Source organism: Sphingobacterium sp. JUb56, from assembly GCF_014191365.1.
GTDB classification, from domain to species: Bacteria; Bacteroidota; Bacteroidia; order Sphingobacteriales; family Sphingobacteriaceae; genus Sphingobacterium; species Sphingobacterium anhuiense.
In genome coordinates, this window is record NZ_JACHWL010000003.1 from 218,807 (window position 1) to 243,930 (window position 25,124).

19 protein-coding genes are annotated in these 25,124 nt (G+C 38.0%); 14 read left to right on the forward strand and 5 right to left on the reverse strand.

Going from position 1 to position 25,124, the window contains the following annotated elements; translation table 11 throughout:
- Positions 1 to 553 precede the first annotated feature (553 nt).
- From FHR29_RS25225 to FHR29_RS25235, 3 genes are read left to right on the forward strand one after another with little or no spacing between them, the layout of a single operon-like run.
- Positions 554 to 1,420, forward strand: coding sequence for a hypothetical protein (locus FHR29_RS25225; protein ID WP_183918122.1), 867 nt, complete (start codon positions 554 to 556; stop codon positions 1,418 to 1,420).
- Positions 1,413 to 4,592, forward strand: coding sequence for a SusC/RagA family TonB-linked outer membrane protein (locus FHR29_RS25230; RefSeq protein WP_183918129.1), 3,180 nt, complete (start codon positions 1,413 to 1,415; stop codon positions 4,590 to 4,592). The genes FHR29_RS25225 and FHR29_RS25230 overlap by 8 nt, the downstream gene beginning before the upstream one ends.
- A gap of 2 nt (positions 4,593 to 4,594) precedes the next feature.
- Entirely contained in the window at positions 4,595 to 5,974 is a 1,380-nt protein-coding gene (locus tag FHR29_RS25235) for a RagB/SusD family nutrient uptake outer membrane protein (protein WP_183918131.1), read from the forward strand.
- A gap of 63 nt (positions 5,975 to 6,037) precedes the next feature.
- Here FHR29_RS25235 and FHR29_RS25240 read toward each other — a convergent pair whose 3' ends face one another.
- The 3 genes from FHR29_RS25240 to FHR29_RS25250 form a co-directional block, all read right to left on the reverse strand.
- On the reverse strand, positions 6,038 to 6,352 hold the full coding sequence (locus FHR29_RS25240) for a hypothetical protein (protein ID WP_183918133.1): 315 nt from the start codon (positions 6,350 to 6,352) through the stop codon (positions 6,038 to 6,040).
- Positions 6,353 to 6,748: 396 nt separating this feature from the next.
- Positions 6,749 to 7,354 (reverse strand): Crp/Fnr family transcriptional regulator, encoded by a 606-nt coding sequence (locus FHR29_RS25245; protein WP_183918134.1) that lies wholly within the window; start codon positions 7,352 to 7,354, stop codon positions 6,749 to 6,751.
- Positions 7,355 to 7,440: 86 nt separating this feature from the next.
- Positions 7,441 to 7,701, reverse strand: a complete 261-nt coding sequence (locus tag FHR29_RS25250) for a hypothetical protein (RefSeq protein WP_183918136.1) — start codon at positions 7,699 to 7,701, stop codon at positions 7,441 to 7,443.
- Positions 7,702 to 7,831: 130 nt separating this feature from the next.
- Here FHR29_RS25250 and FHR29_RS25255 point away from each other — a divergent pair, with 130 nt between their 5' ends.
- The 8 genes from FHR29_RS25255 (at position 7,832) to FHR29_RS25290 (ending at position 18,452) form a co-directional block, all read left to right on the forward strand.
- Positions 7,832 to 8,635: a LytTR family DNA-binding domain-containing protein gene (locus tag FHR29_RS25255; RefSeq protein ID WP_183918138.1), complete on the forward strand. Its 804-nt coding sequence runs from the start codon at positions 7,832 to 7,834 to the stop codon at positions 8,633 to 8,635.
- Positions 8,636 to 9,394: 759 nt separating this feature from the next.
- Positions 9,395 to 12,445 carry a SusC/RagA family TonB-linked outer membrane protein gene (locus FHR29_RS25260; protein ID WP_260293015.1) on the forward strand — a complete coding sequence of 1,017 codons (3,051 nt, stop codon included), beginning with the start codon at positions 9,395 to 9,397 and terminating at the stop codon, positions 12,443 to 12,445.
- Positions 12,446 to 12,450: 5 nt separating this feature from the next.
- The gene (locus FHR29_RS25265) at positions 12,451 to 14,097 is read left to right on the forward strand and encodes a RagB/SusD family nutrient uptake outer membrane protein (RefSeq protein ID WP_183918140.1); all 1,647 of its coding nucleotides are present in this window, start codon (positions 12,451 to 12,453) and stop codon (positions 14,095 to 14,097) included.
- A gap of 804 nt (positions 14,098 to 14,901) precedes the next feature.
- Positions 14,902 to 15,219 carry a hypothetical protein gene (locus FHR29_RS25270; protein WP_183918142.1) on the forward strand — a complete coding sequence of 106 codons (318 nt, stop codon included), beginning with the start codon at positions 14,902 to 14,904 and terminating at the stop codon, positions 15,217 to 15,219.
- 569 nt (positions 15,220 to 15,788) lie between these two features.
- Positions 15,789 to 16,379, forward strand: coding sequence for a fibronectin type III domain-containing protein (locus FHR29_RS25275; protein ID WP_183918143.1), 591 nt, complete (start codon positions 15,789 to 15,791; stop codon positions 16,377 to 16,379).
- The gene (locus FHR29_RS25280; RefSeq protein ID WP_183918145.1) at positions 16,380 to 16,844 is read left to right on the forward strand and encodes a DUF5675 family protein; all 465 of its coding nucleotides are present in this window, start codon (positions 16,380 to 16,382) and stop codon (positions 16,842 to 16,844) included.
- Positions 16,845 to 16,945: 101 nt separating this feature from the next.
- Positions 16,946 to 17,239, forward strand: a complete 294-nt coding sequence (locus FHR29_RS25285) for a hypothetical protein (protein WP_183918147.1) — start codon at positions 16,946 to 16,948, stop codon at positions 17,237 to 17,239.
- A gap of 277 nt (positions 17,240 to 17,516) precedes the next feature.
- The gene (locus FHR29_RS25290) at positions 17,517 to 18,452 is read left to right on the forward strand and encodes an Rpn family recombination-promoting nuclease/putative transposase (protein ID WP_183918150.1); all 936 of its coding nucleotides are present in this window, start codon (positions 17,517 to 17,519) and stop codon (positions 18,450 to 18,452) included.
- A gap of 271 nt (positions 18,453 to 18,723) precedes the next feature.
- Here FHR29_RS25290 and gldM read toward each other — a convergent pair whose 3' ends face one another.
- Together gldM and gldL are read right to left on the reverse strand one after the other, a co-directional pair.
- Entirely contained in the window at positions 18,724 to 20,256 is a 1,533-nt protein-coding gene (gene gldM / locus FHR29_RS25295; RefSeq protein WP_183918152.1) for a gliding motility protein GldM, read from the reverse strand.
- 30 nt (positions 20,257 to 20,286) lie between these two features.
- Positions 20,287 to 21,099, reverse strand: coding sequence for a gliding motility protein GldL (gldL, locus tag FHR29_RS25300; RefSeq protein ID WP_183918154.1), 813 nt, complete (start codon positions 21,097 to 21,099; stop codon positions 20,287 to 20,289).
- Positions 21,100 to 21,486: 387 nt separating this feature from the next.
- Between gldL and FHR29_RS25305 the strand changes: the two genes are divergently transcribed.
- The 3 genes from FHR29_RS25305 (at position 21,487) to FHR29_RS25315 (ending at position 24,876) form a co-directional block, all read left to right on the forward strand.
- The gene (locus FHR29_RS25305) at positions 21,487 to 22,668 is read left to right on the forward strand and encodes a PAS domain-containing sensor histidine kinase (RefSeq protein ID WP_183918156.1); all 1,182 of its coding nucleotides are present in this window, start codon (positions 21,487 to 21,489) and stop codon (positions 22,666 to 22,668) included.
- A gap of 263 nt (positions 22,669 to 22,931) precedes the next feature.
- On the forward strand, positions 22,932 to 23,528 hold the full coding sequence (locus FHR29_RS25310; RefSeq protein WP_183918158.1) for an RNA polymerase sigma factor: 597 nt from the start codon (positions 22,932 to 22,934) through the stop codon (positions 23,526 to 23,528).
- Between the two features lie 178 nt (positions 23,529 to 23,706).
- The gene (locus FHR29_RS25315; protein WP_183918160.1) at positions 23,707 to 24,876 is read left to right on the forward strand and encodes a FecR family protein; all 1,170 of its coding nucleotides are present in this window, start codon (positions 23,707 to 23,709) and stop codon (positions 24,874 to 24,876) included.
- The last annotated feature ends 248 nt before the right edge of the window (positions 24,877 to 25,124 follow it).

Below are 25,124 nucleotides of genomic sequence, written 5' to 3' on the forward strand. Positions count from 1 at the left end.
CGAGACTTTGTTTTCATTAACCAATGTTTTATTAACCGAATAATGATGAAAAATAGAAAGTCCAGAAATCCAATTTTACGTCTGTCGATCCAGGATCGGGCAGGGCATAGCGCTATCAATGCGTTGATAAAAAACAAGCTCCGACAACCGGAATAGCTTGTCATCCATTAAAACCAAAAGGGCGTATCTACCTGTGATGGGCAATGAAAAATGGCAATAATAATATAGAACCATTTTAACTGTCCGATCCCTTGTTGGTTTTACCGATTCATAGCTTCACAATCAGCGCAAAAGCAATAGAATTTCGATTCCTTAAAATTTCACACATTAAAAGTAACGAATATTTTATTGCTAAACAACGATTAAGCTTTTATTTGTATAGATTTTCTGTATAATATGAATCGGTTTTTATTCGAATTATATAAAATGCAATCACGAAGAAAAATTTTAATACGTACTGAAGACATATTATTGCATTTTTTCCATCTTATTTTTTAACTGTTAAGCTGTTAATAGCAGGTTGCTGGATTTCTAGAGTCCAGCCCGCTAAACTATGCTTAACGTAACACTTAATCGAATGCTAAAAAATAGCAAAAGGGAAAGCTATGCGCTGTCCCCAGAGGAAGAAATGTTTTCTGATAACGAGTTATCAGTTTGTTTACAGACTAAAACAGACCAAAATATAAATACTTTGAAAAATTTCACTCATCAAGGAGATCAAAGCAATCATTTAATGCAAAGATCGTCTTTTAATGAACAACTATATAACCTCGGTACGATCTATTGGCTGATCTACGCAGCTTTATATTTATTGAACTTGATATTATGCTTTTGGAGAGCCATTAAAGAAATAGCGTTGCCAGTTATCATGGTCATCGGTATGTTGAATATGTTTAGTTTATCAGCTCAGACGCCCCGCAAGGACAGCGGGGCTGATGGGAAATCTACTCCGTGGACCGTAGGTCATTTTTTGCCAGAGGAGTTTTGGGATAAAGAACATCTTTTTATTATAAACGGTGATACAGTAAGACGGACTTTGCAGCAGCATAGAGGCAAGGTACTTGTGCTGGATTTTTGGTATATAGGGTGTAGTGCTTGTCTAAGACATCAAGAATCTATAACTAAAGCAAAAGAGAAATATAAGGATCAGCTAGATGTTGTAATGGTCAACAATCTTCCTAAATGGAATAAGCTTGAAGATCTGCAGAAATTTTATCGAACAAAAAAATATATAGATTATGGAATGCATGATTTTCAATCCATAATAGCCGATGATTACTTATATAATGGTTTTGCTTCTTTGGGTTATCCCTTGTATATATGGATTACACCTGCCGGTAGGGTAGGTCTGATAACCAATTTGAATCTGCTGGATCAAGATGTCATTCCTTTTATAGAAAGGAGCGGTAACAATGATTAGGTCCATCTTCAGTTTAATGCTGTTGTTCGTTACATCGGCTGTATTTCCGCAATCTATGTTCAAAGGAAAGGTGGTAGATAAACAAGGCAATATATTGCCAGGAGTAACCATTAAAGATAAACATGCAGGGAAGTCTTATATAACCAATGCGTTAGGAGAATTTAATATATTAACCCAGTTACCGGAACTGTATGTTGTAGTCTCTCATCAGACTTATCAAACGGTAGATACTTTATTGAAAGAAAAACCCAGTGCACATCTAATGATGTTGGTTCATCGATCGCATGCACTTGATCTGGTAGAAATAAATACAGGATACCAAAAAATCCCACAAGATCGTATGACAGGTAGTTTTGTTCAACTGGATGAAAAATTATTAAACAGGCGAAATACATTAAGTGTCTTGGATAAAATAGAAGGGTTGGCTCCAGGTCTTCAATTTGATAATAGATCGGGGGTAAGCAAGATTAACATTCGTGGTCTCACAAGTTTTTCTTCGGGTAACCAGCCCTTAATTATAGTTGATAATTTTCCTTATGAAGGAGATCTTTCTAATATAGACCCTGCTGAGGTTGCTTCGGTCTCTATACTTAAGGATGCAGCGGCCACATCTATTTGGGGAGCTAAAGCAGGGAATGGTGTTATTGTTATTAATCTAAAGCGTGCTGCTAAAATGGCTAAGGTTGCCGTGGCTGTACGCTATAATTCCTTTATCGGCTCTAAACCTAATCTGTTTTATCAACCAGGTATGTCCAGCACTGAATTTATTGAGGTTGAGAGGGATCTGTATGACCATGGTTTTTACACTAATGCATTATCAAATAGAAATAATAAAACGACTATTTTTTCTCCGGTAGTTCTATTGTTGGAGCAGTTAAGAAAAGGAGAGATAACACTTGAGGAGTTAGAAATTCGTATTGGGAACTATAAGTATAAGGACTATAGGAAAGAGATGACTGATAAGTTTTATCGCTTAGCATTAGATAATCAGGTAAATGCCACAATCTCTTCGGGGTCACAAGCTTTCGCATCTCGATTGTCTGTAGGGTATCAAAATAATAAAGCCAGTGAAATTACTTCAGATGCAGGGAGAATTAATATTCGATGGATAGGAGAGATAAATCCTACCTCTCGATTGACATTGATCCCATCTTTAACATTAACACTAAGTCAATCAAATCGGCCCGGGAGTTTTCCAAATTATCCGTTAAGCCCTGAAGGGGGGCGAACGAGACTTTATCCCTATGCATCTTTATTTGATGATACAGGTAAGCCTTTAAGCATACCTTTTCAGTACAACCCGATGTATCTCGAGAGTCAAAATAATAAAGGACTTATGGATTGGGGGTATCGTCCATATGAAGAAATTAATGCGACGCGTTCAATATCGGATGCTTCTCATATTATGGTTGGAAATGAACTAAAATATAGCGTAACAAAAGGATTGAAAATTAATCTGCTTTATAATTATGAGAAGCAGCTTGGAAGAAATGAGGTTAATTACAATCAGGAATCTTTTTATACCAGAAATCAGGTAAATAGGTATACTGTTATAAAGGAAGGGCAGTTGATTTATAATCTGCCTAAAGGAGATGTTGTGCGTTATAATACCGCTAATATGGAGGCACATAAGGGTAGGTTTCAGCTTAATTATGATACGGTATTCAATAAGCATGAGATACATCTGCTTGCTGGTATGGAGCTCTCGAATAAATCTACCGTTTCGGTATCGAATGGGATTTATGGGTTTCAAAAAGAAAAACAAACAAGTCAATTAGTCGACTATGTGACTGCTTTTCCGATCTATGATGCGTTGTCCGGAAATGCTAAAATACCAAGTTTTCAAACAAACAGTAAATACATCAACCGTTTTGTTTCAACATATTTCAATGGTTCATACACCTATTCAAATCGCTATACGGCAAGTTTTTCTGCGAGAAAAGATGCTTCTAATATTTTTGGTGTTAATGCCAATAATAGATGGAATCCTTTATGGTCGACTGGACTTTCCTGGCAGGTTGGGAAAGAGCATTTTTTAAAGCATATAAAAATGATCGATCACTTAAAATTAGCAACAACCTATGGTTACAGTGGAAATTCAGGGGGAGTAGCTTCGCTTTATCCTATTATGGAATACATGGCCAAATCAATTACATGGACCTCAGACCTGAATAGAGCCCGGGTGATTTCACTTCCTAATGCGGACTTAAAATGGGAAAAAATAAGACAAACGAATTTTGCAGTTAATTTCTCACTATGGAATGGAAAACTTTCGGGTACAGTAGAAACGTATTTTAAAAAATCAACCGATTTATTATCTCCTGATCTTATAGATCCAACACATGGATTTATTTCTTTGACCAAAAATATCGGTGTTATTAAGACTAAAGGTGTTGATCTTCAGTTTGGAAGCAGATTGAAATGGAGGGACATCTCCTGGTCAGGTGATTTTCTCTTGACCTGGAACAAAAATACAGTAACGACTTATTATGGTGTTGTCAATGCAAGCTCCAGCTATGTTTCAAATACCGGTAGATCGGTAAGCCCAATATTGGGATATTCATTATATCCGGTATTTGCTTATTCTTTTAGTGGCCTGGATCCGGAAAATGGCGATCCCAGGGGGCTGCTCAATGGTGAAGTATCTAAAGATTATCGAAATCTGACACGTGTGCCATTGGATCAGTTAATACATTATGGAACTGCTCTTCCTCCAGTGTATGGCTCTTTTAGGAATGAATTCGGTTACAATAAGTGGCGTTTATCTTTCAATTTATTATTTAAATCGGGACATTACTTTCAAAAAGAAACGATTCAATATGCTAGCCTATTCAACAATTGGGTGACACACTCTGATTATAGCATGAGATGGCAAAAGGCAGGTGATGAGGCTTTTACTTCGGTACCGTCCATGATATATCCTGCTAACTCGGTAAGAGACCAGTTCTATGCCAACTCAGAGCCTAATATCTTAAAAGGTGATCTCATTCGGTTAAATGATCTGCAGCTCATGTATAGTTTCCATGTCGCGAATAAGTATAAAATCGAAGCTTATGCAAATGGGCAAAATCTCGGATTAATATGGCGGTCCGCAAAAACAGATCTGGACCCAGATTATTCATTTGTACCAAAAAATAGAATATACAGCATAGGTGTTAACATTAATTTTTAGTTATGAAAAGAATTAAATTGGGATTATTTTTAATTATTGTCATTTTACCCATTATACAGGGGTGTGAACATTTTCTGGATGAAAAGGCCGATTATAGTTTTTCTACTCCAGAAAGTTTAAATGACTTAAGGGCCCTGTTGGATAATGAAGTTATAATAAATCAGGGCTACCCTGGGTTGACAGAAGTGGGGAATACAGATTATTATCTTGATGACGTAGAATTGGGGAATATAGCCTCTTATTTGCAGGATACTTATTTATGGGATTCTAATGATGAGGCGACTGATCCATCGAGCTGGGTCAAGCCTTACGAAGCAATCATGGTGGCTAATGTTGTATTGGAAAGCATTAATAAAGTTCCTGTAAGTGATGAAACATTATATAGGCAGGTTTTGGGAGAAGCACATTTTGTGCGTGGCATGTTTATGTTTTATCTTTCGCAGCTGTTTTGCCAACCTTACGATGAAAATTTGTCCACAGATCAATTGGGATTGCCGTTGAAATATACGGCAAATATTGCTGAAAAAATTGAAAGATCATCATTAAAAAAAACCTATGAACAAATTCTTTTAGACTTAAATACTGCAAAAGATCATCTTCCTGAAAGGTCATCATATAAAACTAGGGCGACAAAGTGTGCAGCAATGGCTGGCCTTTCGAGAGTTTACCTTTCTATGGCTGCATATGATAAGGCTGAAATGATGACTGATAGTGCTCTTTTAATAAATAAAGAATTATTGGATTATAGTAAAATCAATGATCAGATTGCTTATCCTTTTAAAGCCGACAACCCCGAAATTATATATCAAGCTTATTCGCCGTGGACCATTGCAATATTACTTTCAAATGGAACATTTGTTTCAGATCAATTTTATAATTCATTTGAAGATGATGATCTGAGAAAGGCACTGTTTTTTACTGTAAATGCAAATGGAAAAATTTCGTTCAAGGGGTATTATACTGGTTTTCGAACTTCTTTTTTTGCCGGATTATCAGTTGATGAACTGTATTTAAATAAGGCTGAACTTCTTGCAAGAAAAGGAATGTTGGCTGGTTCGTTAGATGTTTTGAATGAATTGCGGGTAAAAAGATATAAAGCTCAATCTTATAAACAACTTCCGGTTGCTGGACTGGATAGGAATGAGGTTATGAATATAGTGCTAGATGAAAGGAGAAAACAATTATTTTTCAGAGGAGTAAGATGGATGGATGTGAGACGACTAAATAAATTTGACAATCAGGGAATTATCCTCCGCCGCACCAGTGCTGTTACTGGCGTTGTGAAGCAATATGAATTGAAACCTAATGATTTAAGATTTACTTATCCAATACCTAAAGATGTGGTTTTGATGTCAGGATTGAAGCAAAATCCAAGACAATAATTGTTTAATATAACCAGGAAGACTCTTGATGCTTCCTGGTTATTTACGTATCGATCATAAATTTTAGTTAGATCTAAACGCAGTCACTGTGCTGTTGGTCTGCGGACCTGAAGGAGAAGAGAGCGAACTATGTGCACTTTCTATTTGTTCTTCGACGGTTTCAGAACTTGATGGGTTGATAGGAGCATCCATTTTTGGTTTATCCGACCCATCATTAGGAGCTTGTATCTCACAAACTTTTTGGTATGGTGCTAAGCAACCATCTGTAGGGGGAGTCTGTGTGTATAAATTAGGGTCTGTTGGGTTATCACTAGAACCGCCGGTAAAGTACCAAGTTTCATTTTGTAATACTTCCTCGACGACCTTGTGTAACTTCACACGATCTTTTTTCGTAAAGGCATTTGCTCCTAATACCATTCCTACTGCCAGGGCACACACACTTGTTATGCCGATGGCTCTTTTTAATAATGTTCTCATACGTCTTTTTTTAATAGACATCTACAATTTCAACTGTTGGTTTATTATGTCTCGGCAAATGCTCTTTTCGTAGTATAATTCCGCAATGGAATTTGTATATCTGGTATGTTGCAATTCCGAGAGGTAATACCACTTTCTAAGTTCTATTCTTCTTCTTTTTTAGAACTTCTGAAGGCCAGTTGAATACCGCATCTGTTTATATTTCAAATTTCTAGAATTATGTTGAGGTCAGCTGGATGCGCTACTGCTACATATTATCCTTGGTTTTCAGTATTAATGGATTCATTTATGAAGCTTTTAAGGAATTCGTCGATTTGCACGCTGGATTGTACTGCGCGAGATCGATAAAAGCATCGCAACTTCCCGTTGTGAAAGGATAGCTCTTAAAGTTGGCATGTGTGTGTAAAAACTGAGGTAACGCTCTGATGGATTTAGGATGAGTGACAACCGGCGCAGTTGCACCAGCTGTTTTTTCTTTTTACTGTTGAGGACATCGACTAAAGTCTCTACTTTAGCATCTTTTTTCTTGTGTTTATGTACTGTGGCATAGGGCAATGCAAGGATATGGCTAGATCTTATACCAACGATATGTCCCTGGCTGGGACTATCTGAGTAGAGATGCTCTGTTGTCATCAGGGCCATGCCGGGAAGAGCTACCGAAAAGATTTTAGTTTTTTCAGATTCTTCATCTTCATAAATCCGAGCAATCAATCCGTCACAAACAATAAAGACAAATTTGTCTCGGCTTCCTGCTTCATATAAAACTCCCCTGGCAGAAAGTTGATGATAGGTGCTATTGTTTAAAAGCCAGTTGAAATGTGATTTTTTTATTTTAGCATACTTACTCCAATGTTTTAGAAGAAGCTCAATGGCCTGTTGATGTAGAATTGTAGCGTTTTTCATTGTTTTGGTTGTTAGTTGGTTAGAGAGTTAGAAGGTTAAGTGGTTAGAGTTAGAAGGTTAAGTGGTTAGAATGTTAGATTACTGCGTTACTTCGTACCTCCTTTCGTTGTATTGATTGTCTCTGTCGCGATGGGCACCTGCAGCTTTGGCTTGGAGCGTTCAAGAGGTTTTATATTTGGCTTGGCAATTCTTAAATGGGGTAATTCTCTCGGGGTGCTCAGCTCCTGCAGTTTAAAGATCTGGATTGGATTATTACCGAGTATGTCTGATTTTTGATTATTAAAATCCGCTGCAATAGATAGGAATGCTAATAGCCCTATTGCTGAAAATAATTTTATTTTTTTCATTATATGAAATTTAATTATTACTTTAAAGGTTAATTTCAAAAAATTAACCCTTAAAATCTCGGAAGTTTATTTATTTCCAAGTTTTGAATATTTAATTTCTTTACTAACCTATTTTTTTAAAAACACTGATATGAAATTATTATCTACTTTATTGATTGATGATGAAAAGCAGGCTTTGTTGCACACTGCAACTGTATTGACCGATGTCGGATTGTTTGATATCCAGGCTTCCGTATGTTCTGTTGCTGAGGCACAAAAATTTTTGATCAAAAGAAAAGAAAAGGTGGACGTAATTTTCTATGACATCCAGATGCCTGATTGCTCCGGACTTGATGCGGTCAAGCTATTACAGTCTTATTGCCATCATTTGGTGTTCTGTACCCGATCTGAACAATATGCATGGGAAGCTTATCAGCTACTGGTAGATGGTTATCTGCTCAAACCGATTGATCCATTGAAAGTGATGGAACTGACTGAAAAGATGATGCGAAACATCATAAAGAATAAGAAGAGGGAAGATGTCATGGACCATTTTATGTTGGCAGACCTGCCTGTGCCATCCAAGCGGGATGAAGAGGGCAATGTGATAAAAGATGATGAAAAGGAAGGTAAATACTGGAAAAGAGTCGAGGTGAAAGATGTCGCCCTTATTGCCCGGAGTGGCAATTATCTTAATTTTTATGGACTGGGCCTTGATGAGCAGTTCGTCGTTTTAGGGGCCGTCAATTGGGAATTAAGTAAATTTTATGCTCAATACAGTGCTATCGATCAATTATTTCCCGTTAATCAATCGGCTATTGTAAATAAACGTTATATCAAGAAGATTAAGAAGAATGGAATTGTGGTGGGAAGTAAGTATTTGAGTATTACGGATATTGGTCGCCCATTTGTCGACAGATATCTTAAAAAGGTGATGCCCGATTATATAAAGTGAAGAAGTATAACTACTAGAATCGTATTGTTTAATGGCATTTTTAGCTCGTTACTGCTACTTTAGTATTACTTATTGTGTCTTAATTCTTCCTGAATGTGTTTCTTGTCTAAATGTTAGAAAGATAGTTAGTTTTTAATTATTATCTTAAAGGTAATTATAAACTTTACCATCCCGTTGGGATATTTCCATTGTTTTTAGGGGCTTGGTGGACCTTTGAACTTTTTTTGCTTTCTAGGTCTAAGAAATTGCCCTACCTGTGCGCTGATGGTCTTAACTCAATAGACCATGAATTAGGTATCTTGTTACATACACTTATTGATAAAATATCAAAACATACATGGAAAACAGATCCTACAGTTAAGCACTATTGATTATGATAACTGTAATAATGGGTCTTTTCTTTTAATTATGCTTTTCTGATATTATCCTATTGATATGATTTTTTTTGACTCTTGCATTTTATTACGTACTTTCAAGTAAGAATTACACACTAAACTAAAAATACACTAAAGTAGCATAGCAAACCAATTTGATTTCGAGTAATTTATGTTTAAAACATAAAAACGATTTTGCTAAATTAAAATGTCATTTTTTTCGTGTTTTTTATTTTCGTGAATCTGTAAATTGGCGCGGTTAATCTGATATTATATTCATTCAAAACGCACCTCCATACCAATGTAATAATTTTGAAATATTAATTATAAATCGAACGATTGTGTCAATTTGCTAAATCGTTTTACTAATTCAATAACTAGATATATGACCAAAGTAGATTTAAAAACAATGGCGCATTTGAAAGGAAAATCCAAGCTGTTTTTCTCGCTTATTGTCCTGGCTTCTACCATCAAGCAAGCCCAGGCTAATTCTAAAACTGTTTTTGAGAACAGTTTATTTAAGGAATCAATTACAAACCAACAACAGCTTCAAGGTAAAGTAGTTGATAGTGACGGTAAGCCAGTTGCAGGAGTTACAATTGCTGTAAAGGGGACTTCCAAAAGTACCCAGTCAGACGCATCGGGTAATTTCTCCTTGGAGGCTAAGTCTGGAGAGGTGCTGGTTGCGACTTCCATCGGCTTTAAAGCGAAAGAAGTCACTGTTACAGGTTCCAATGTCTCCATACGAATGGAAGCAGATCAAAGTCAATTGGATGAAGTGGTTGTTGTCGGTTATGGTACGCAAAAATTGAAAGAAGTAACATCATCCGTCGCACACGTCAGCGCAGATCAATTTCGCCAAAGCGGGGCAAGAAATCCTCTGGATTTGATACAGGGTAAGGTAGCTGGTCTACAAGTTTCCAGGAGTGGATCCAATCCAAATTCTGGAGTAGCGACCCAGCTGCGGGGTGCGATTTCTGTTACGGGTAGTGCGAGTCCCTTATTTGTTATCGATGGAATACCGGGGGGTAATCCCGATCTGCTGCAACAGGATGATATTGAATCTGTCGATGTCTTAAAAGACGGTTCTGGTGCTGCAATTTACGGAACAAGTGCAAATGCAGGCGTCATACTTATTACGACAAAAAGAGGAAAGCCTGGCAAGGCTAAATTTAATTATTCCAATTATCTTCGAAAAGAGTATGTCTATAATAGGCCTGATTTTTTAACTCCCCAAGAGTTTAGGGACAAGATCGCATCGGGAGAGATAAAACAACCGGATTTCGGACATTCAACAGATTTTTTTGATGATTTAATCAACAAGGATAACTTTTCACAAAATCATAATCTGTCCATGTCCGGTGGAAATGAGTCAACGACCTATCGTGGTAGTGTCAATTTTCGAAATCTGGAAGGTATTGCAAAAGAAAATTCAAGAAAGGAATATACAGTTAGGACCAGTATAAATCAAAAGGGATTTAACGACAGATTGAATGTTTTGCTCAATATGGCTACCAATACCAATAATGCGAACTTGCTGGGCGGTGGAGGATGGGAGAGTGAAGTTACCAAAAACCCGACACTTTCAAATTTTAATGACGATGGATCTTATCGTTATGACCGGACAAGTACAAACGAATTTGCACGATTGTTTACCGAAACGAGCTATCGGAAACAACAAACGTCGTCGTTGGATGGAAAAGCAGATCTTGATATTATGGAGGGACTAAAGGCTAGTGTTTTTGGTTCGGTGCAACGTAATTCTTATATCGACGGCGCCTACCGTGCCTTAGACAGTGAGGCGTCATTAGAAGATCAAGATTATCCGGGTGGTGGATATGCTTCCAAATCCAATTTGCTGAATGAGCGGTATGCTTTTGAACCCACATTACAGTATAATACAAAAATTGCAGATAAGCATGGCTTGACTGCTTTGGCCGGGTACAGTTATCGCTATGAAAAAGAGGAGGGGCAAAGTGCTGATAATAGGGGTTTTATAAACGATAATTTTCATGAGGATAATCTATCGGAGGGACAGGCACTCAGGGATGGCCGTGCCAATATGGACAGCTATAAGAATGACAATACGCTGATCGCTTTTTTTGGAAGGATAAACTATACTTTCTCAGATAAATACATGGCTCAGTTTATTCTTAGACGTGAAGGATCATCCAAATTCGGGGCGAATAACAAATGGGGAAGCTTTCCTGCAGTCTCTGTTGGGTGGAATATCAGCAATGAAGATTTTATGAAGGATGTCGATTTTATCAATAACTTGAAATTGCGCGCCGGATATGGTGAAACCGGAAATACGGGTTTTGCCAATAACGCATCTCGGCTGACTTTGGGCGGTGGCGGAAAATATTTGTTCCCGGATGAAACCTATCGGGAAACCTATGGACCCGATCGCAACCCAAATCCGAATCTAAGATGGGAAACAAAAAAAGAGACGAATATCGGAGTTGACTTTACGATGTTTAACAATAAACTTTCAGGGTCTATTGATGTATTTCAACGAAAAACAGTCGATCTTTTAGATACTTATACCACCCCGCAGCCGCCATATATTAGAAATAATATATATTCAAATGTAGGTACCCTTTCCTCAAAAGGGATTGAATTGGCATTGAGCTATCGCGCCATTGATCACGATAATTTTAAATGGAACATGGATTTTACGGCAAGTACATTGAAAAATGTATTGGATTCTTATTCCAATGATGTGTTTACCGTGAAATATAAAACATTCGGATCTATTGGTGGTGCTGGAGCTTTGGGTGATGCTTTTACGACTTACGAGGGGCAGCGTGTTGGCCAATTTTTTGGAAAACGATTTGCAGGCTTTGACGACGACGGAAAATGGTTGTTCTATAATCGAAATGGTGAGGCTGTAAGAAACGATGAGATCAATAACTCAAGAGATGATTTAAATTCTTCTGACTTGGCGGTATTAGGAAATGCTGTACCCAAATATTATGTTTCCTGGACAAATAACTTCTCGTATAAAAATTTTGATCTGCGCATTTTTATGCGGGGAAAATTTGATTATGACATATTGAATACGACAGCACTCTCGTATGGGAATAAGGTATGGTCAGGAAACCTGTTGCGTGATGCCTTCACTAAATATAAAGATATAGACGACACGTACATGTATTCTGATTATTATCTGGAAAGTGGAAGTCATCTGAAAATCGATGAAGTAACAGTGGGGTACCGGTTTAAATTAAAGAATGAAAGCTGGATAAATAACTTACGCGCTTACTTGACCGTTCAGAATCTGGCGACCATAACCGGATATTCGGGCAATGATCCTGATTTTGTTTTGGATGCGGGATTAGGGAATGAAGTTAATGGACAAAGTTTAGGTATTGATAGTAGAGGTCCTTACCCGAATACAAGGTCGTTTTTGTTTGGTTTAAATTTTAGTTTTTAAGTGCTATGAAAAATATTGTTAAGATTTTAATGCTGGCATGTTTGGTGAATTCGTCAAGCTGTACAAAATTGGATGAAAATGCTTATGATGTAATTGTCGCGGATGATTTTTATAAAAATAAAAATGAAGTTATATCTGCTGTACTGCGGCCTTATACCCATGCCAATGCGTGGATATCGCCATCTGGACAGGATGGATGGTGGCGTCCTGCCGAATTATCTGCCGATCAATTGGCCTGGCCAACCAAAGGGCGTCACGGAGAGGACGGTGGAAAATGGAAGCGACTGCATTATCACACCTGGACAGTCGACGAAGGCGGATTAAATAATGCTTGGGTATTAATGTATTGGGGGGTAGGATTATGCAACAGTCCGATCGATATTCTTGAAAAATCCGATGTTTCCACCATGGGAATAGCCGAAGAGGAGAAGAAGCAATATATTGCCGAGCTTAAGCTTTTACGGGCACTGCACTATTTAAAGTTAATGGATTTATTTGGAAATATACCCATTACAACCAAAGCACCGAGTTCGGCAGAGGAGCCTTTACCGGCACCTTCTTCTACTAAAGAAGTATTTGAATTTATCGAAAAGGAAATTTTAGAAAATATTGATGCTGCACCAAAATTGTCGAAGAGTATGCTTGGACGTGTTTCTCAAGCTGCTGGTTACGCCATGTTGGTCGAGCTGTATCTAAATGCTGAAAAGTGGTATGGACAACCACGATTGGATGATTGTATAGCTGCAGCTGATAAACTGATAGCAGGTGCAGCCGGCGGATTGAATGGTGCCATGGCACTGGATCCGAACATACAAGATTCGTATGTGCCTACAAATGATATGTCCAAAGAAACTATATTTTCTATTGCATACGATTATCAAAAGGCCGATTTTGAGCCTGGTTTCCCAAGTGAATTTTATCACTTTTTGCAGAGCGAGATTTACGGTGGCGGAAGAAATGGTAATAATGGTATTGTCGTCATTCCAGGGGTTTTTGGTCAGTACAACGAAAAGGATCTGCGGAAAAAGGAGTGGTTTTTCAGTGGTCCGATGGTTAAGTTTGCCGACGGTAAAATTGTTGAAGGATCGGAAGAATATAAGGGCGAACAGCTTGTCTTTGTTGACGCTATTCGACGAGCAAAGTCTGGAGGGACGTCATCAACCATGAGCGATGGTGAGGAAAACAGTGGAATTCGATTCAATAAATATAAACTCGGTAATTCGATTGATGGAACTGTCGACGGCGTTAAAATCCCTGTCAATGATCAGTACAACAATACGGACTGGAATGTTTATCGTTTGAGCTGGATTTATTTCGCGAAAGCAGAAGCGTTGATGCGTAAAAATGGCGGTGTTGCTTCTCAAGATGCGGTCGATCTGATCAATGCTTGCAAAAAACGGGCATTTTCTGATCCAGATTGGACAAAGGAACAATATACGACAGCAACATTGACACTGGAAGAGCTCCTAGTTGAACGTGGACGTGAGTTTATTTTCGAAGGCTTCAGAAGGAGAGATTTAGTTCGTTTTGGCAAATTTCATTCAGCAAATTGGTGGGATCATAAACCGACAGCTGAGACCAAGATAATATTTCCGATCCCTCAACAACAGATAACGATGAACCCGAATCTAAAACAAAATCCGGGTTATTAATGAATAAAAGTATAGGGGCTATCTTTTTGAGTCTATTGTGCTTTTATACTGCTAGCAGTATATGATTTATGTGTTGTTGAAAGACGGCATAAAAAATGGCGATGTATTTTCATTTTTAGAAATACATTGCCATTTTTTATGCTTACTTGTTTTAGTTTCTTACCATCCACCTGTTGCATAAATTGAATGTAATCAAGAGCTTTGTGTAAAGTAGAGCAGATCTCTACTCGTTATTTAATTTGTCACTGTGTGACTGTTTGACAAATAAAAGCCATCTCAATTTATCACTTAGTCGAGTTAAGGAAGCCGTGAGCAGCGACATGGCTATCACTTCCTTGCTCATTACTGCGTTACTCGTTTCATAGTTTTTTAGCGCTTGTTCGAAGGTGGCCTTAAAAAGAATTACTTTTTAAGGTTGAGTCTGTAGATCTCATATTTGTTTTAAGGTCAGCTTACAGTTCTTGTACTTTTTTTACTTTGTCATTATGTTACTGCGTGACTCATCACTGTGTTACTTATTTAAAAGTTAGGAGGTGAGAAAGTTAGATGGTTAAGAGGTTATATGGTTATGTGGACAGAGGTTTAGTAGTTAGATAGTTAGAATATCATTATTGCTTTCTTGTCTAAATGTTAGAAAGAGAGTTAGTTTTTAATTATTATCTTAAAGGTAATTATAAACTTTTACCATCCCGTTGGGATATTTCCATTGTTTTTAGGGGCTTGGCGGACCTTTAAACTTTTTTTTGCTTTCTAGGTCTAGGAAATTGCCCTACCTGTGCGCTGATGGTCTTAACTCAATAGACCATGCATTTAAGTATCTTATTACATACACTTATTGATAAAATTGAAAAATTAACAGAAGCTTTACTACTGATCTGTAAACTGCTCTCTCTACTCACCGCTGCTTCTCGAGGCAAAAAAGCCGAAACTAGTTCGCTGTCTGAACGCAAGCTTTGGACACACCTTGATGTGATGCGTTACCTGAATATAAGCCTCTCCACCTATAAAAGACGGGTGAAGGAAGGTCTGCTTAAACCGATGACGCTGACCGGCGATGACCGCTACTTTGAAGAGGATCTGACCGAGGCTATGGAACGAAGCCGCATAAAGGGTAAAGTTTAAAGCTGCCGTTTCGCGCTATGGCACAAGGTCAATGACGGTGGCTTTACCTATTTCGCAACAGGGGGAAATGCTCTATGCAGTCGGGGAATCTACATTTTTATCAGACAATTTCATTTAATTGCCCGCCAGTATCATGTTGATCCTGGTAATAATCAATTTATCCATGAGGTGCCGATGGTGCGGATGGAAAAAATGAAAATGACGCGTAGGGAAATCAGACGCTCTTGTAAAATAATAAGATGGACGGGCGACATTACACTTTTTCTCTTGGGCGATGCCGCTGTTATAGTTGCCAGATATGCTGCGCCATAGTGCGAAACCTGCCTTTTTTTGAAATGCTCATATCAAATAAGATCAAATGAAATCAATACGACTCAATCTAGCTCAAAACTTCATTTTCGCTCGGTATCAAGATATGTTTGTCTTATTAAATAAGCTCGCGAGGAATATTTAATGTATTAATTAACAGGTTTTTAAATGAATAGACTAATGGGTTAGAATAGTTTATTCAAGTAATTAAATGAAACATTATGGCAACAAAAATGAAGGCCCTGATCGGGTTTGCAAAAATGAGAGACGATGAATTGGTGATGTCCTGCAGAACAATAATCGGTGCAATGACCGGAAATCCCAAATACCCAAATCCGACGCCTGATCTCCTAGATCTGGAGTCAATTTTGGAAGATTTTATCACTAAGCTTGCGGTATCTAGAAAAAGAGGATCGCCCGAAGATACTGCGCTTAAAAATGAAAGCCGGGAACCTTTAATTGTTGCACTGCAACAGTTGGGTTATTATATAAACGGTGTGGCACAAGGGCATCTTTCAACCTTGCTTAGTTCCGGATTTCCAACGAACAGTGCATCGTTCGGTAATCAGGTACCGCTTAAAATCGATAATGTGAGGCTTTCGGATGGCCGCCAGTCGGGACAGGTAAAACTGGAGTTTGCTCCGCAGAAAATGGCAACCATCTATGAATACCGCTACCGTATCCGTGATGACTTTGAACAATTATGGGGTGATCGGTTTACGACGACCTCGTCGCGCGGCAATATCATTGCTCCTCTAGAAATCGGTAAATTTTACGAAGTGCAAGTACGTGCGGTCAACACGCAGGGTACCGGTGACTGGAGCGATGCGGCAAGTATACTGGTTCGATAGATGATAAAAGTAGTACGAGCGAGACAGGGGAAGCAAAGTACCCTGTCTTACATTTTTGTCGATGGAGAATTCATCTGTTATGCACTAGAAGATGCCATTCGCGATGTGAAAATCAAAGGGGAAACGGCAATTCCAGCTGGTCAATACTCTCTGATTTTGAATGCCTATGGTGCCATGAATGCCCGGTATAAACGCCTGTTTCCAGAGTTTCACAAGGGCATGGTCGAAATCGAAGGAATTCCTAATTATAGCTATGTCTATATCCATATCGGAAATAATATTGGTGATACTTCAGGTTGCATTTTAGTTGGCACTAGCTGGGAATTGATCGATGGGGACTACGAGCTAAGGAAATCGAGGAAAGCATATATCTCTTTATACAAAATGCTGATCGACAAAATGGCATATGATGCAGTTTGTGTGCAAGTTGATAACCAAATGCTAGACAGTAACGGAGTAATCTAGTGATGATGTTAGAGAGTGAGAAGGTTAGTAAGTGAGAAAGGTTTAACTAACTAACTAACTAACTAACTAACCTCTAGCTTTCTAACCTTTTAAAAAGAACAATGAAAAAAATCATAAAAAAAATAAGCGGTGCTATACAGATCATCTTGTTGGCGCCGGTGAAGTTACCTGTTAAAGTGTTGAATGTCCTTAAATACATCGGACTTGGAATGGGTATTATTGAGTCTGTTATGGTAGAAGATGAAGAAGTAGGAGCGAAAAATAATGCGCAAGCACGCTCTTCAAATGGCCTTTTGGATGGTGCAGAAGATGATGCCGGTACTATAAAACCTCCAGATCGCATCGTAAAATATGACCTGGAAACTGGAAAGGAGATCAGGGATGAAACTGAATGATATCCGGATTTCGGCACTAGGAGGTACGATCTGCTCCATATGGGCAAGTTTCTCCTTTGGCGATCTTTTTCAGACAGCACTCCTCGCTGCGGTTGGGACAGTGGTGAGTTTTGTGACGAGTCGACTCCTGGGCAAGCTCAGGAAACGCAAATAGGATGATAATAATAGAGCCGTACGGTTAGGTACGGCTCTATTGTAAAAAATCTAAAATGCTAAATAAATTAGTATTTTAGATTTTTTATAATTATATTTGCCTTATAACCAACACTTCATAATTATGGCGAAGTCAAATCGACATCTTGGTAAATACGTTGACCCTAATACAGACTTTGGGTGGAAGTTTTATTTTGGTAGAGAAGAAAACAAAATTTTATTGATTGAATTTCTTAACAGTTTATTTGAGGGGCAAAAAGTAATTTCTGATTTGAGTTATAAAGCGGTTGAACATGATGGAGATCATCAGGATATGCGTCGTGTTGTCTTTGATCTGCTTTGTAAGGGGAGTAATGGCGAGTACTTTATTGTAGAGATGCAACAACTATTTCAAGAATTCTTTAAAGATAGAGCAGTATATTATACTTCTCGATTGATCAATAAACAACTGGCACGAGGGAAAAAAGGCAACGATTATTTTCTTCCTGAAGTTTATTTCATCGGTATATTAGAATTTAGAATGGATGGAATTAAATCTGCTCTACCTGTTCATGAGGCGGAAAGTCGCTACTTTTATGATGTCGCATTATGCGATAAGTATACGCATGAAGTTTTTTATGACAAGCTGGGATATAAAATGGTTTCCCTTCCGTCTTTTACAAAGAAACCAAATGAACTGAATAGTGTCATGGATCAGTGGTTGTATCTACTTAAACACTTGAGCACCATGGATAAATTGCCGTATTTTTTGGATAAAAGGATATTTGGCCTTATCTTTGAAATAGGAGAGATAGGTAAATTAACAGAGGAGGATCTCATGTCATACGAAGCAAGTTTGAAACATAAGCGTGATGCTGAGAGTGTATTTAATTCAGCGTTGAAGGCAGGTAGAATATCTGGTCATGCTCAAGGAGTGATTGAAGGAAAGATTGAAGGAAAGATTGAAGGTGAGCGAAAAAAAGCTATTGAGACGGCCATTAATTTGAAAAAAATGGACATTTCGATTGAAAAAATTTCTAAAGCCACGGGGCTTACTATAGAAGAAGTTGAACAGCTTTAGCTGTCTTCATATTTTATAAAATGAGCTTGCTAAAGCTTTATTATAAATATATTCTAATGACGAATTAAAAGTAAATTCGTAAAAATCAATATTAATTAAACTTTGAATAATATAGAAAAGGCTGCAACTGTAAAAAGTTACAGCCTTTTTTTGAAATAGTTCGTGTTCTGATAATATCATTTGATACTATCAAGCGGTAAATGATTATCATAAAAAAGGCCTTCTCCGATTAAGGAGAAGGCCATGTGTAAATAGGTAGGTATTAGTATCTTTAGTTTGCTGTTAATGCTACAGCATTTAACTGTCTTGATGTTCCATCTGGACCGACAGCGACAATGTTATCAAAGATAACCCTTGTGCCCGGTGTGATACCGTTTAAGGCAGAGGCCATGCTTGAACTCAATTGATTACCAGAAGTCGATAATACAATTGCATCGGCACGTGGCTTGGCAATGATCATCGTAAATTTGGTTACCTTGAAGTTTGCGTCAAAGTCAAAGTTGTCCAGTTTCGCAAAGATCGCATTCTGTGCTTTAAGGGCTACGGTAGCCATACTGCCACCTGTTTTTCCTGCAAATTTTGCAATTGGATCTGGAATACGTTTGACACGGAATTCCGTGGTACTCAAGGTCTGCATTTTGCCTGGTGCTACTTCAGCACTAATAGAAATGCGTGCAGTACCTGGAGAGGAAACGCGGGCATTGTACTTACCGCCTGATCCTGAAAGGCTACCGCCTGTCATGCTAACTTTTACCTTATCTGTTGGTGTTCCTGCAGCAGAAACGGATAATGGGTTATCAACACCAATGTAAAGCACATTCATCTTATCCGGTGATACAACTGCCGAAGGGCGTGCCACCTGATAGGTCTGTGTCGCTGTACGGTATTCTTTCATCGAACCATCTGTTTGTTTCACCTGCACAACTCCGGTCCAAGAGAAGATACCTTCCTTGCTTGTCGATACATTATACACTCCTTTTCCATCAACAATCTGTAATGGAGAACCATTGACACTGATGGCTGGTTGTGATTTAGAATCTGAAGCGGTTAAAAATACTTCTGCTTTATAGGGTTGTCCCTGTACTAAGTAAGATGTTGGAGCAACAGCCACTGCGGCAAATTTATCCAGATTCACAACTGCCTGATCCATTTTGCCTAAGATTAATTTCACCATATCCGATTCCGCATTTTGAGCATCGGTCTGGATTTTGGTCAAAATAGTCATCGCGGCTGTTAGTGGTGTACCACTTCCGAAATTGATTTCTTCCCAGCTTCTCTTTCCGTTGACAGATTTTTCAGGATCCTTTGCTTCCAATGAAAAGGAAACACTTTTTTGTTCTTCAGGTGTCAATAAAGCGAGGAGCTTAGCTCTTGTTTCATTGATCTTATCCTTTAAGACGGTTCCTTTTTTCTCATTGATCATCATGTTAACGGAGATGTCTTCGTTTTCTCTTTTAACAAGATCTCCTTTTTCAGGATCAATACCGCCACCTTGCTTGGTGAAATCTTCTTTTAGTGAGCTGATATAGGTGTTCAGTTCTCCGATGATTGCCTGTGCTTTTTTAGCTTTATCGTAGATCGGTTTCGCACGAGCAGGCTCTTCCTTTAATTTGGTGCTTTCAAATGCCGAGAACAATTGCTGTACGGCAGTATTGACATTTGAGCGAGATGATTCGAGGCTATTGTTGATGTTTTTAAATGCATCCAAGATCGTATCGGGCACATTCAATGCAAGTAATGCAAGTAGTACCAGATAAAGAATGCTGATCATTCTCTGTCTTGGTGTCTCTCTTCCTAATGCCATTTTTATTGATTTAGATTATACATGGATGAATTAAACACGCGGTTGGTTCATTGCACTCAACATATTGCCATAGATCGCATTTAAAGCGTTTAGGTTTTTTGCCAGCTTGCCAACTTCTTCTTTGAATGCTTTAGAATCATCCAATGACTCATTGAAGTTTTGCATCGTATAACTTAAATTTTCATAAAATTGGTTCATCGATTTTAAGTGCGTCGCAGAATCCTGTAGCTCACGCTCGTACATACCATTCAATTGTTGCAGGTTTGTTGTCAGCTTGCTCACCTGTTCGTGGTAGCTGGCAGTATCTGCGGATGAATTGGACATCTGTACCAAATTAGCAGAAGCCTGCTCAAAAGCAACACTCATGCTGTCGAATTTGGATGTTGCCAATTTCAGCTTTTGTGTGAAATCTTCTGTTGCCAAAGAAACATCTGAAATTTTATTGATCGCCGACATTTTTTCGCTGAAATCACGTAATCCTCTTCCTAAATTGCCGATACTTGTCTCGTCAATATTAGCATCTGCAAACATTTTATCCAAAGCTACAGTAGCAGAAGGTCCCGCAGGTGTATTCACGACAGTTGCACTTCTGGTAGGTAGTTCACCGGTATAGTTTTCATCCAATTCTGGATATACGCGTGTCCAATCTGGTTCCGGTGCAGGAGGGTTGAGACCCATTAGAAAAAATAAGAAGGCTTCAACTCCTAATCCGATTCCGATCATGTAATTGGCATACGAACCGCCAATGTGTAGAATCTTGAACAGTACACCGATGATGACAATACTCGCTCCCCAAGAGATGGCGACATTTAACCATTTCGAATTGTCTTTTTTCTTACTCATAGTTTTTGTTGTTATAAATGTATTTAAATTGATTACGACTTCAGTTCGTGAACGCTCTTATGTAAAACGTATTATTCACTTTTTTTATATAAAAGATTTCACAAAAGAAATTGTTTGCTTCTCTAGCTACAAAACCTGTTATTTGCGATCTTATTCAGATAATACTAAATGCGACGGCAATATTATGAAAAGTTATATACAAAAATCAAACCTTTGATACAAAAATCAAACCACATCTCTTGCTGAGATGAAATTTAGGTAGAAAAGCGGCTGATTTTTTGTTTTTTTAATATTATATTTATATAATTTTGTCCCATCGTTCTGTATTGGTGAATGTGATTCGGCTTTATGCTGCTTTGGCTACTAAAAAATAACCTGGGCTGAGCGATGTCACAAAATCTAGCTGTTGCGGTAAAAGTTTCTTTTGAATACGATATATGCATTTTTTGTTTACTTTTTTCGCCTCCATCAATGATCGCTTTTGATTCCTATATTTTGTCGGTGCTACACCATTCGCCCCAAGCAACCGCTATTTATAATAACGGTGATCTGAATATCGCTTATGCTAATCAGGGTATGCTGGATATCTGGTGTGCTGATGAGTCCATCATCGGAAGGACCTTATGCGCCTGTTTCCCAAATTTTGTACAGGAAGGATTTTGTTCTATTCTTAAAAATGTTTGGAAGACCGGAATTACTTATAATGCCACAGAAGTCGCCGCCAATATTGTGGTGGGAGACAAAAAAATCAAACGTTATTTTGACTTCGAGTATAAAGCCATACTTGATGAGAAGGGGCAGACGTACGCGATACTGCATACGGCAAGTGATGTGACCGAAAGAAAATTGGCTAATAATAAAATGGAAAGACAGCGCGAGGAGCTTTCTTTAAGTTATAAATTGGACCGTTTGGCCAGTACCTTATCGCACGATCTGAAAAATCCACTCTCTGTTTTAAAGATGGGAAATGATTTTCTGCTTAAAAATGAAAATCTTTCAGTTGAGGTGGCTAAAAGATGGTATAAAAACTTCTCTGAATCCATACAGAATATTGAATCCATCATCAACCAGACTTTGCAGCTCAATAAAGTACGCGGATCAAAAAATATGGCTGATTGCGTGGAGATCGATAAAAGGATCGGAGAATGGATTAATGAAGTGAAGCTGAATTTTCCAGAACAACAGATCGAATTTCAGTTGGGACATCTCTATTCTTTAAATGCAGACAGTGGTGCGGTATATCAGATTTTTGTTAACCTGATTGGAAATGCTGTGAAATTTGCCAACAATAAAGGGGCATATCTGCATATTGATAGTGAAGAGACAGATAAAGGTATTGTCTATATTTTTGAGGATAATGGAATTGGTATTCCTGATGATGAATTAAGCAAAGTTTTACTCATGGAAGTTCGGGGTAGCAATTCTTCACATATAGTAGGGTCAGGAATTGGATTATCATTGGTAAAAGATCTAATGGAATTTATGGGAGGCACTATCAACCTCTCAAGTGCTATAGGAAAGGGAACTGTGGTCCGATTGTTCTTTCCGCAAAGTGTGGAGGATTGTTAGAAAAGGGTTAGTAGGTGAGAGGGTTAGAAAGTGGAATCTCCGTCGCTGTGTTACTGTTTGTGATTGATAAGTCGTTCTTATACATCGTGCGAAGGAATTCCCAGCAATTTAGATAAGTTAATTTGCAGGTTATCATTTATAAACATATATTTAGCATTTGTAAACTTTAGGTGGGATATTTTTGATTAAGTTTATTAAACTATCAAGTATTTATGACCTAAGCGTATACACTTGAAGTAGCTAAATTCAATTTGTTGGCATCGATGACCCAATTATTAGATCTTAATGAACATCTGCTCCTCCAAAGATTGCGGGATGGAGATGCCTCTGCTTTTGAAATTTTATACAATTCCTATAAAACCCGTCTTGCGGCTAATCTTTTTAAATTATTAAAATCCTGGGATCAAGTTGAAGAAACTTTACAGGAGCTCTTCGTCCGCGTTTGGCAAAATAGAAGTCGTATTGATCCAGATAAATCTTTTCAGGCTTATCTTTACCGCATTGCCATAAACCTCGTAAACGACTATTACCGGAAAGTTGCCAGCGATAGAGAACTGGTTAATAAACTTTGGGAAAATGTGTCTGCGCTCTATACTCCTGAGACTTTACAAGAACAAATACGTGCTGACGAAGAATTGATGCGAACCATTGAAAAACTTCCCGAGCGCCGCATGCTTGTCTTCAAACTATGCAAATTGGAAGGTAAAAGTTATGCTGAAGTTAGCAAATTCCTGCAAATATCCGAAGCTGCAGTAAATGATCATATCACTAAAGCGAATAAATTTATTTTTGAAAACTATAACAAATCTCTTCCGATCATTTCTCTGTTGATGTGCACGGTATTGATGGAAGGTGTTTAGTGTGAGTAGAAGATAGGTTGCATCACGATTTATAATTCATCTGGAAATCGCTGATTTTTAACGTCTATATTTTTAAATTATATTACTGTTAATGAATATTTTATATTTTATTTTTAAAATTTTATAATTCAGAGCTATTGGTTTTACCTGTTACTTCGTAATATCATAAACCGAGCCTGTGAAAAATAGACCTTCAATATATTACCTCTTTCAAAAGTTTATCGATGGATCGATTAACAAACCTGAATACGATCAGTTAATACAGTATTTTGGTGAGGAATTATATGATCAGCAACTGGAAGATCTGATCAGACAGAAACTGAGTGAAGAACCTAGCGCTATAGATGAGGAAGCAATGGCAAAGACCATAGCTAGTGTCGACCTTATTATTAGACAGCAGATCTCGGTTAAAATCAATAAAAAGAAACGAATACGTCAGCTTTATCCTTTTCTCGCTGCAGCAGCAATGCTTGTATTTGGGATATGTAGTTTTTTCTATTGGAACAAGCTCGATCTAGTGGATAAACAGACCGTTAATCCAAAGATCAATGATATCTTGCCTGGGACAAATCAAGCCACCATTACGCTAGAGGATGGAACCCTTTATAAATTAAATGATAAAATTAGTGGTATCACAGCTCAGGGAGATCATATTCGGTATGCCGATGGTTCCTCAATCATAGTAAAAACACCCTCTTCTTTACTTTCTCTAACAACACCAAGAGGTGGTACCTATCAGATTACACTTCCGGACGGCACAAAGGTTTGGCTTAATGCGGATTCTAAATTAGATTTTCCAGTTCGATTTGCAAATAATAGTCGGAGCGTTAGCTTAAAAGGGGAAGCTTATTTCGAAGTGACTGCAGATGCTGCTCGGCCATTTGTTGTGCAAAGTAGCGGTCAGAAAGTAACGGTGCTCGGCACGCATTTTAATATTAATGCTTACGATGATGAGCTTGCTGTCAAAACAACGCTGCTAGAAGGAAGTGTACGAATTGATTCTAAATCGGAGAAATCTTTTCAATCTCTTATACTATATCCTGGACAACAGTCAATTGTAACTTCTGATGCGATAAGCATGGAAAAGGTGGATCCAGACGATTATATCGATTGGAAAAATGGAAAGTTTGTCTTTAGTGATGAGTCCATAGCCTCCATTATGCGAAAAGTAGCACGGTGGTACGATGTCGATGTTGTATTTGAAGGAATAGATCAAAATGAAAAATTTTGGGGTTCTGTATCACGATTTGAAAACGTAATCAAAGTACTTGAAAATTTGGAACTCACGGGAGGAATAAATTTTGAAATTAAGGGACGAACTATTTTTGTTAAAAAGCTTAAATCTTAAGGTTTAAATTATATAAGAGATAAAATCATAAAAAATGAAGAGCATGATACGATCTGGTTAACATGAGCCGGAGTTGTCTTGTTAAAACAAACGCGAAAGTGCTCGATACACTTTCGCGTGAAGTTCAGGTCAACTTGACCGACAAAGGTCGGTAAAAAAATCCTACAATGAATTAAACTAACCTAAACCAACTCAAAAGTATGAAATATTATGCTTTTTACAAGACAGTTGTGCCCAACTTTAGGGTA

Coding starts and splice junctions, on each gene's coding strand:
- FHR29_RS25225 (WP_183918122.1), top strand. CDS start 554: ATGCTTAACGTAACACTTAATCGAATGCTAAAAAATAGCAAAAGGGAA.
- FHR29_RS25230 (WP_183918129.1), top strand. CDS start 1,413: ATGATTAGGTCCATCTTCAGTTTAATGCTGTTGTTCGTTACATCGGCT.
- FHR29_RS25235 (WP_183918131.1), top strand. CDS start 4,595: ATGAAAAGAATTAAATTGGGATTATTTTTAATTATTGTCATTTTACCC.
- FHR29_RS25245 (WP_183918134.1), bottom strand. CDS start 7,354: ATGAAAAACGCTACAATTCTACATCAACAGGCCATTGAGCTTCTTCTA.
- FHR29_RS25250 (WP_183918136.1), bottom strand. CDS start 7,701: ATGAAAAAAATAAAATTATTTTCAGCAATAGGGCTATTAGCATTCCTA.
- FHR29_RS25255 (WP_183918138.1), top strand. CDS start 7,832: ATGAAATTATTATCTACTTTATTGATTGATGATGAAAAGCAGGCTTTG.
- FHR29_RS25260 (WP_260293015.1), top strand. CDS start 9,395: ATGACCAAAGTAGATTTAAAAACAATGGCGCATTTGAAAGGAAAATCC.
- FHR29_RS25265 (WP_183918140.1), top strand. CDS start 12,451: ATGAAAAATATTGTTAAGATTTTAATGCTGGCATGTTTGGTGAATTCG.
- FHR29_RS25270 (WP_183918142.1), top strand. CDS start 14,902: ATGCATTTAAGTATCTTATTACATACACTTATTGATAAAATTGAAAAA.
- FHR29_RS25275 (WP_183918143.1), top strand. CDS start 15,789: ATGAGAGACGATGAATTGGTGATGTCCTGCAGAACAATAATCGGTGCA.
- FHR29_RS25280 (WP_183918145.1), top strand. CDS start 16,380: ATGATAAAAGTAGTACGAGCGAGACAGGGGAAGCAAAGTACCCTGTCT.
- FHR29_RS25285 (WP_183918147.1), top strand. CDS start 16,946: ATGAAAAAAATCATAAAAAAAATAAGCGGTGCTATACAGATCATCTTG.
- FHR29_RS25290 (WP_183918150.1), top strand. CDS start 17,517: ATGGCGAAGTCAAATCGACATCTTGGTAAATACGTTGACCCTAATACA.
- gldM (WP_183918152.1), bottom strand. CDS start 20,256: ATGGCATTAGGAAGAGAGACACCAAGACAGAGAATGATCAGCATTCTT.
- gldL (WP_183918154.1), bottom strand. CDS start 21,099: ATGAGTAAGAAAAAAGACAATTCGAAATGGTTAAATGTCGCCATCTCT.
- FHR29_RS25305 (WP_183918156.1), top strand. CDS start 21,487: ATGTCACAAAATCTAGCTGTTGCGGTAAAAGTTTCTTTTGAATACGAT.
- FHR29_RS25310 (WP_183918158.1), top strand. CDS start 22,932: ATGACCCAATTATTAGATCTTAATGAACATCTGCTCCTCCAAAGATTG.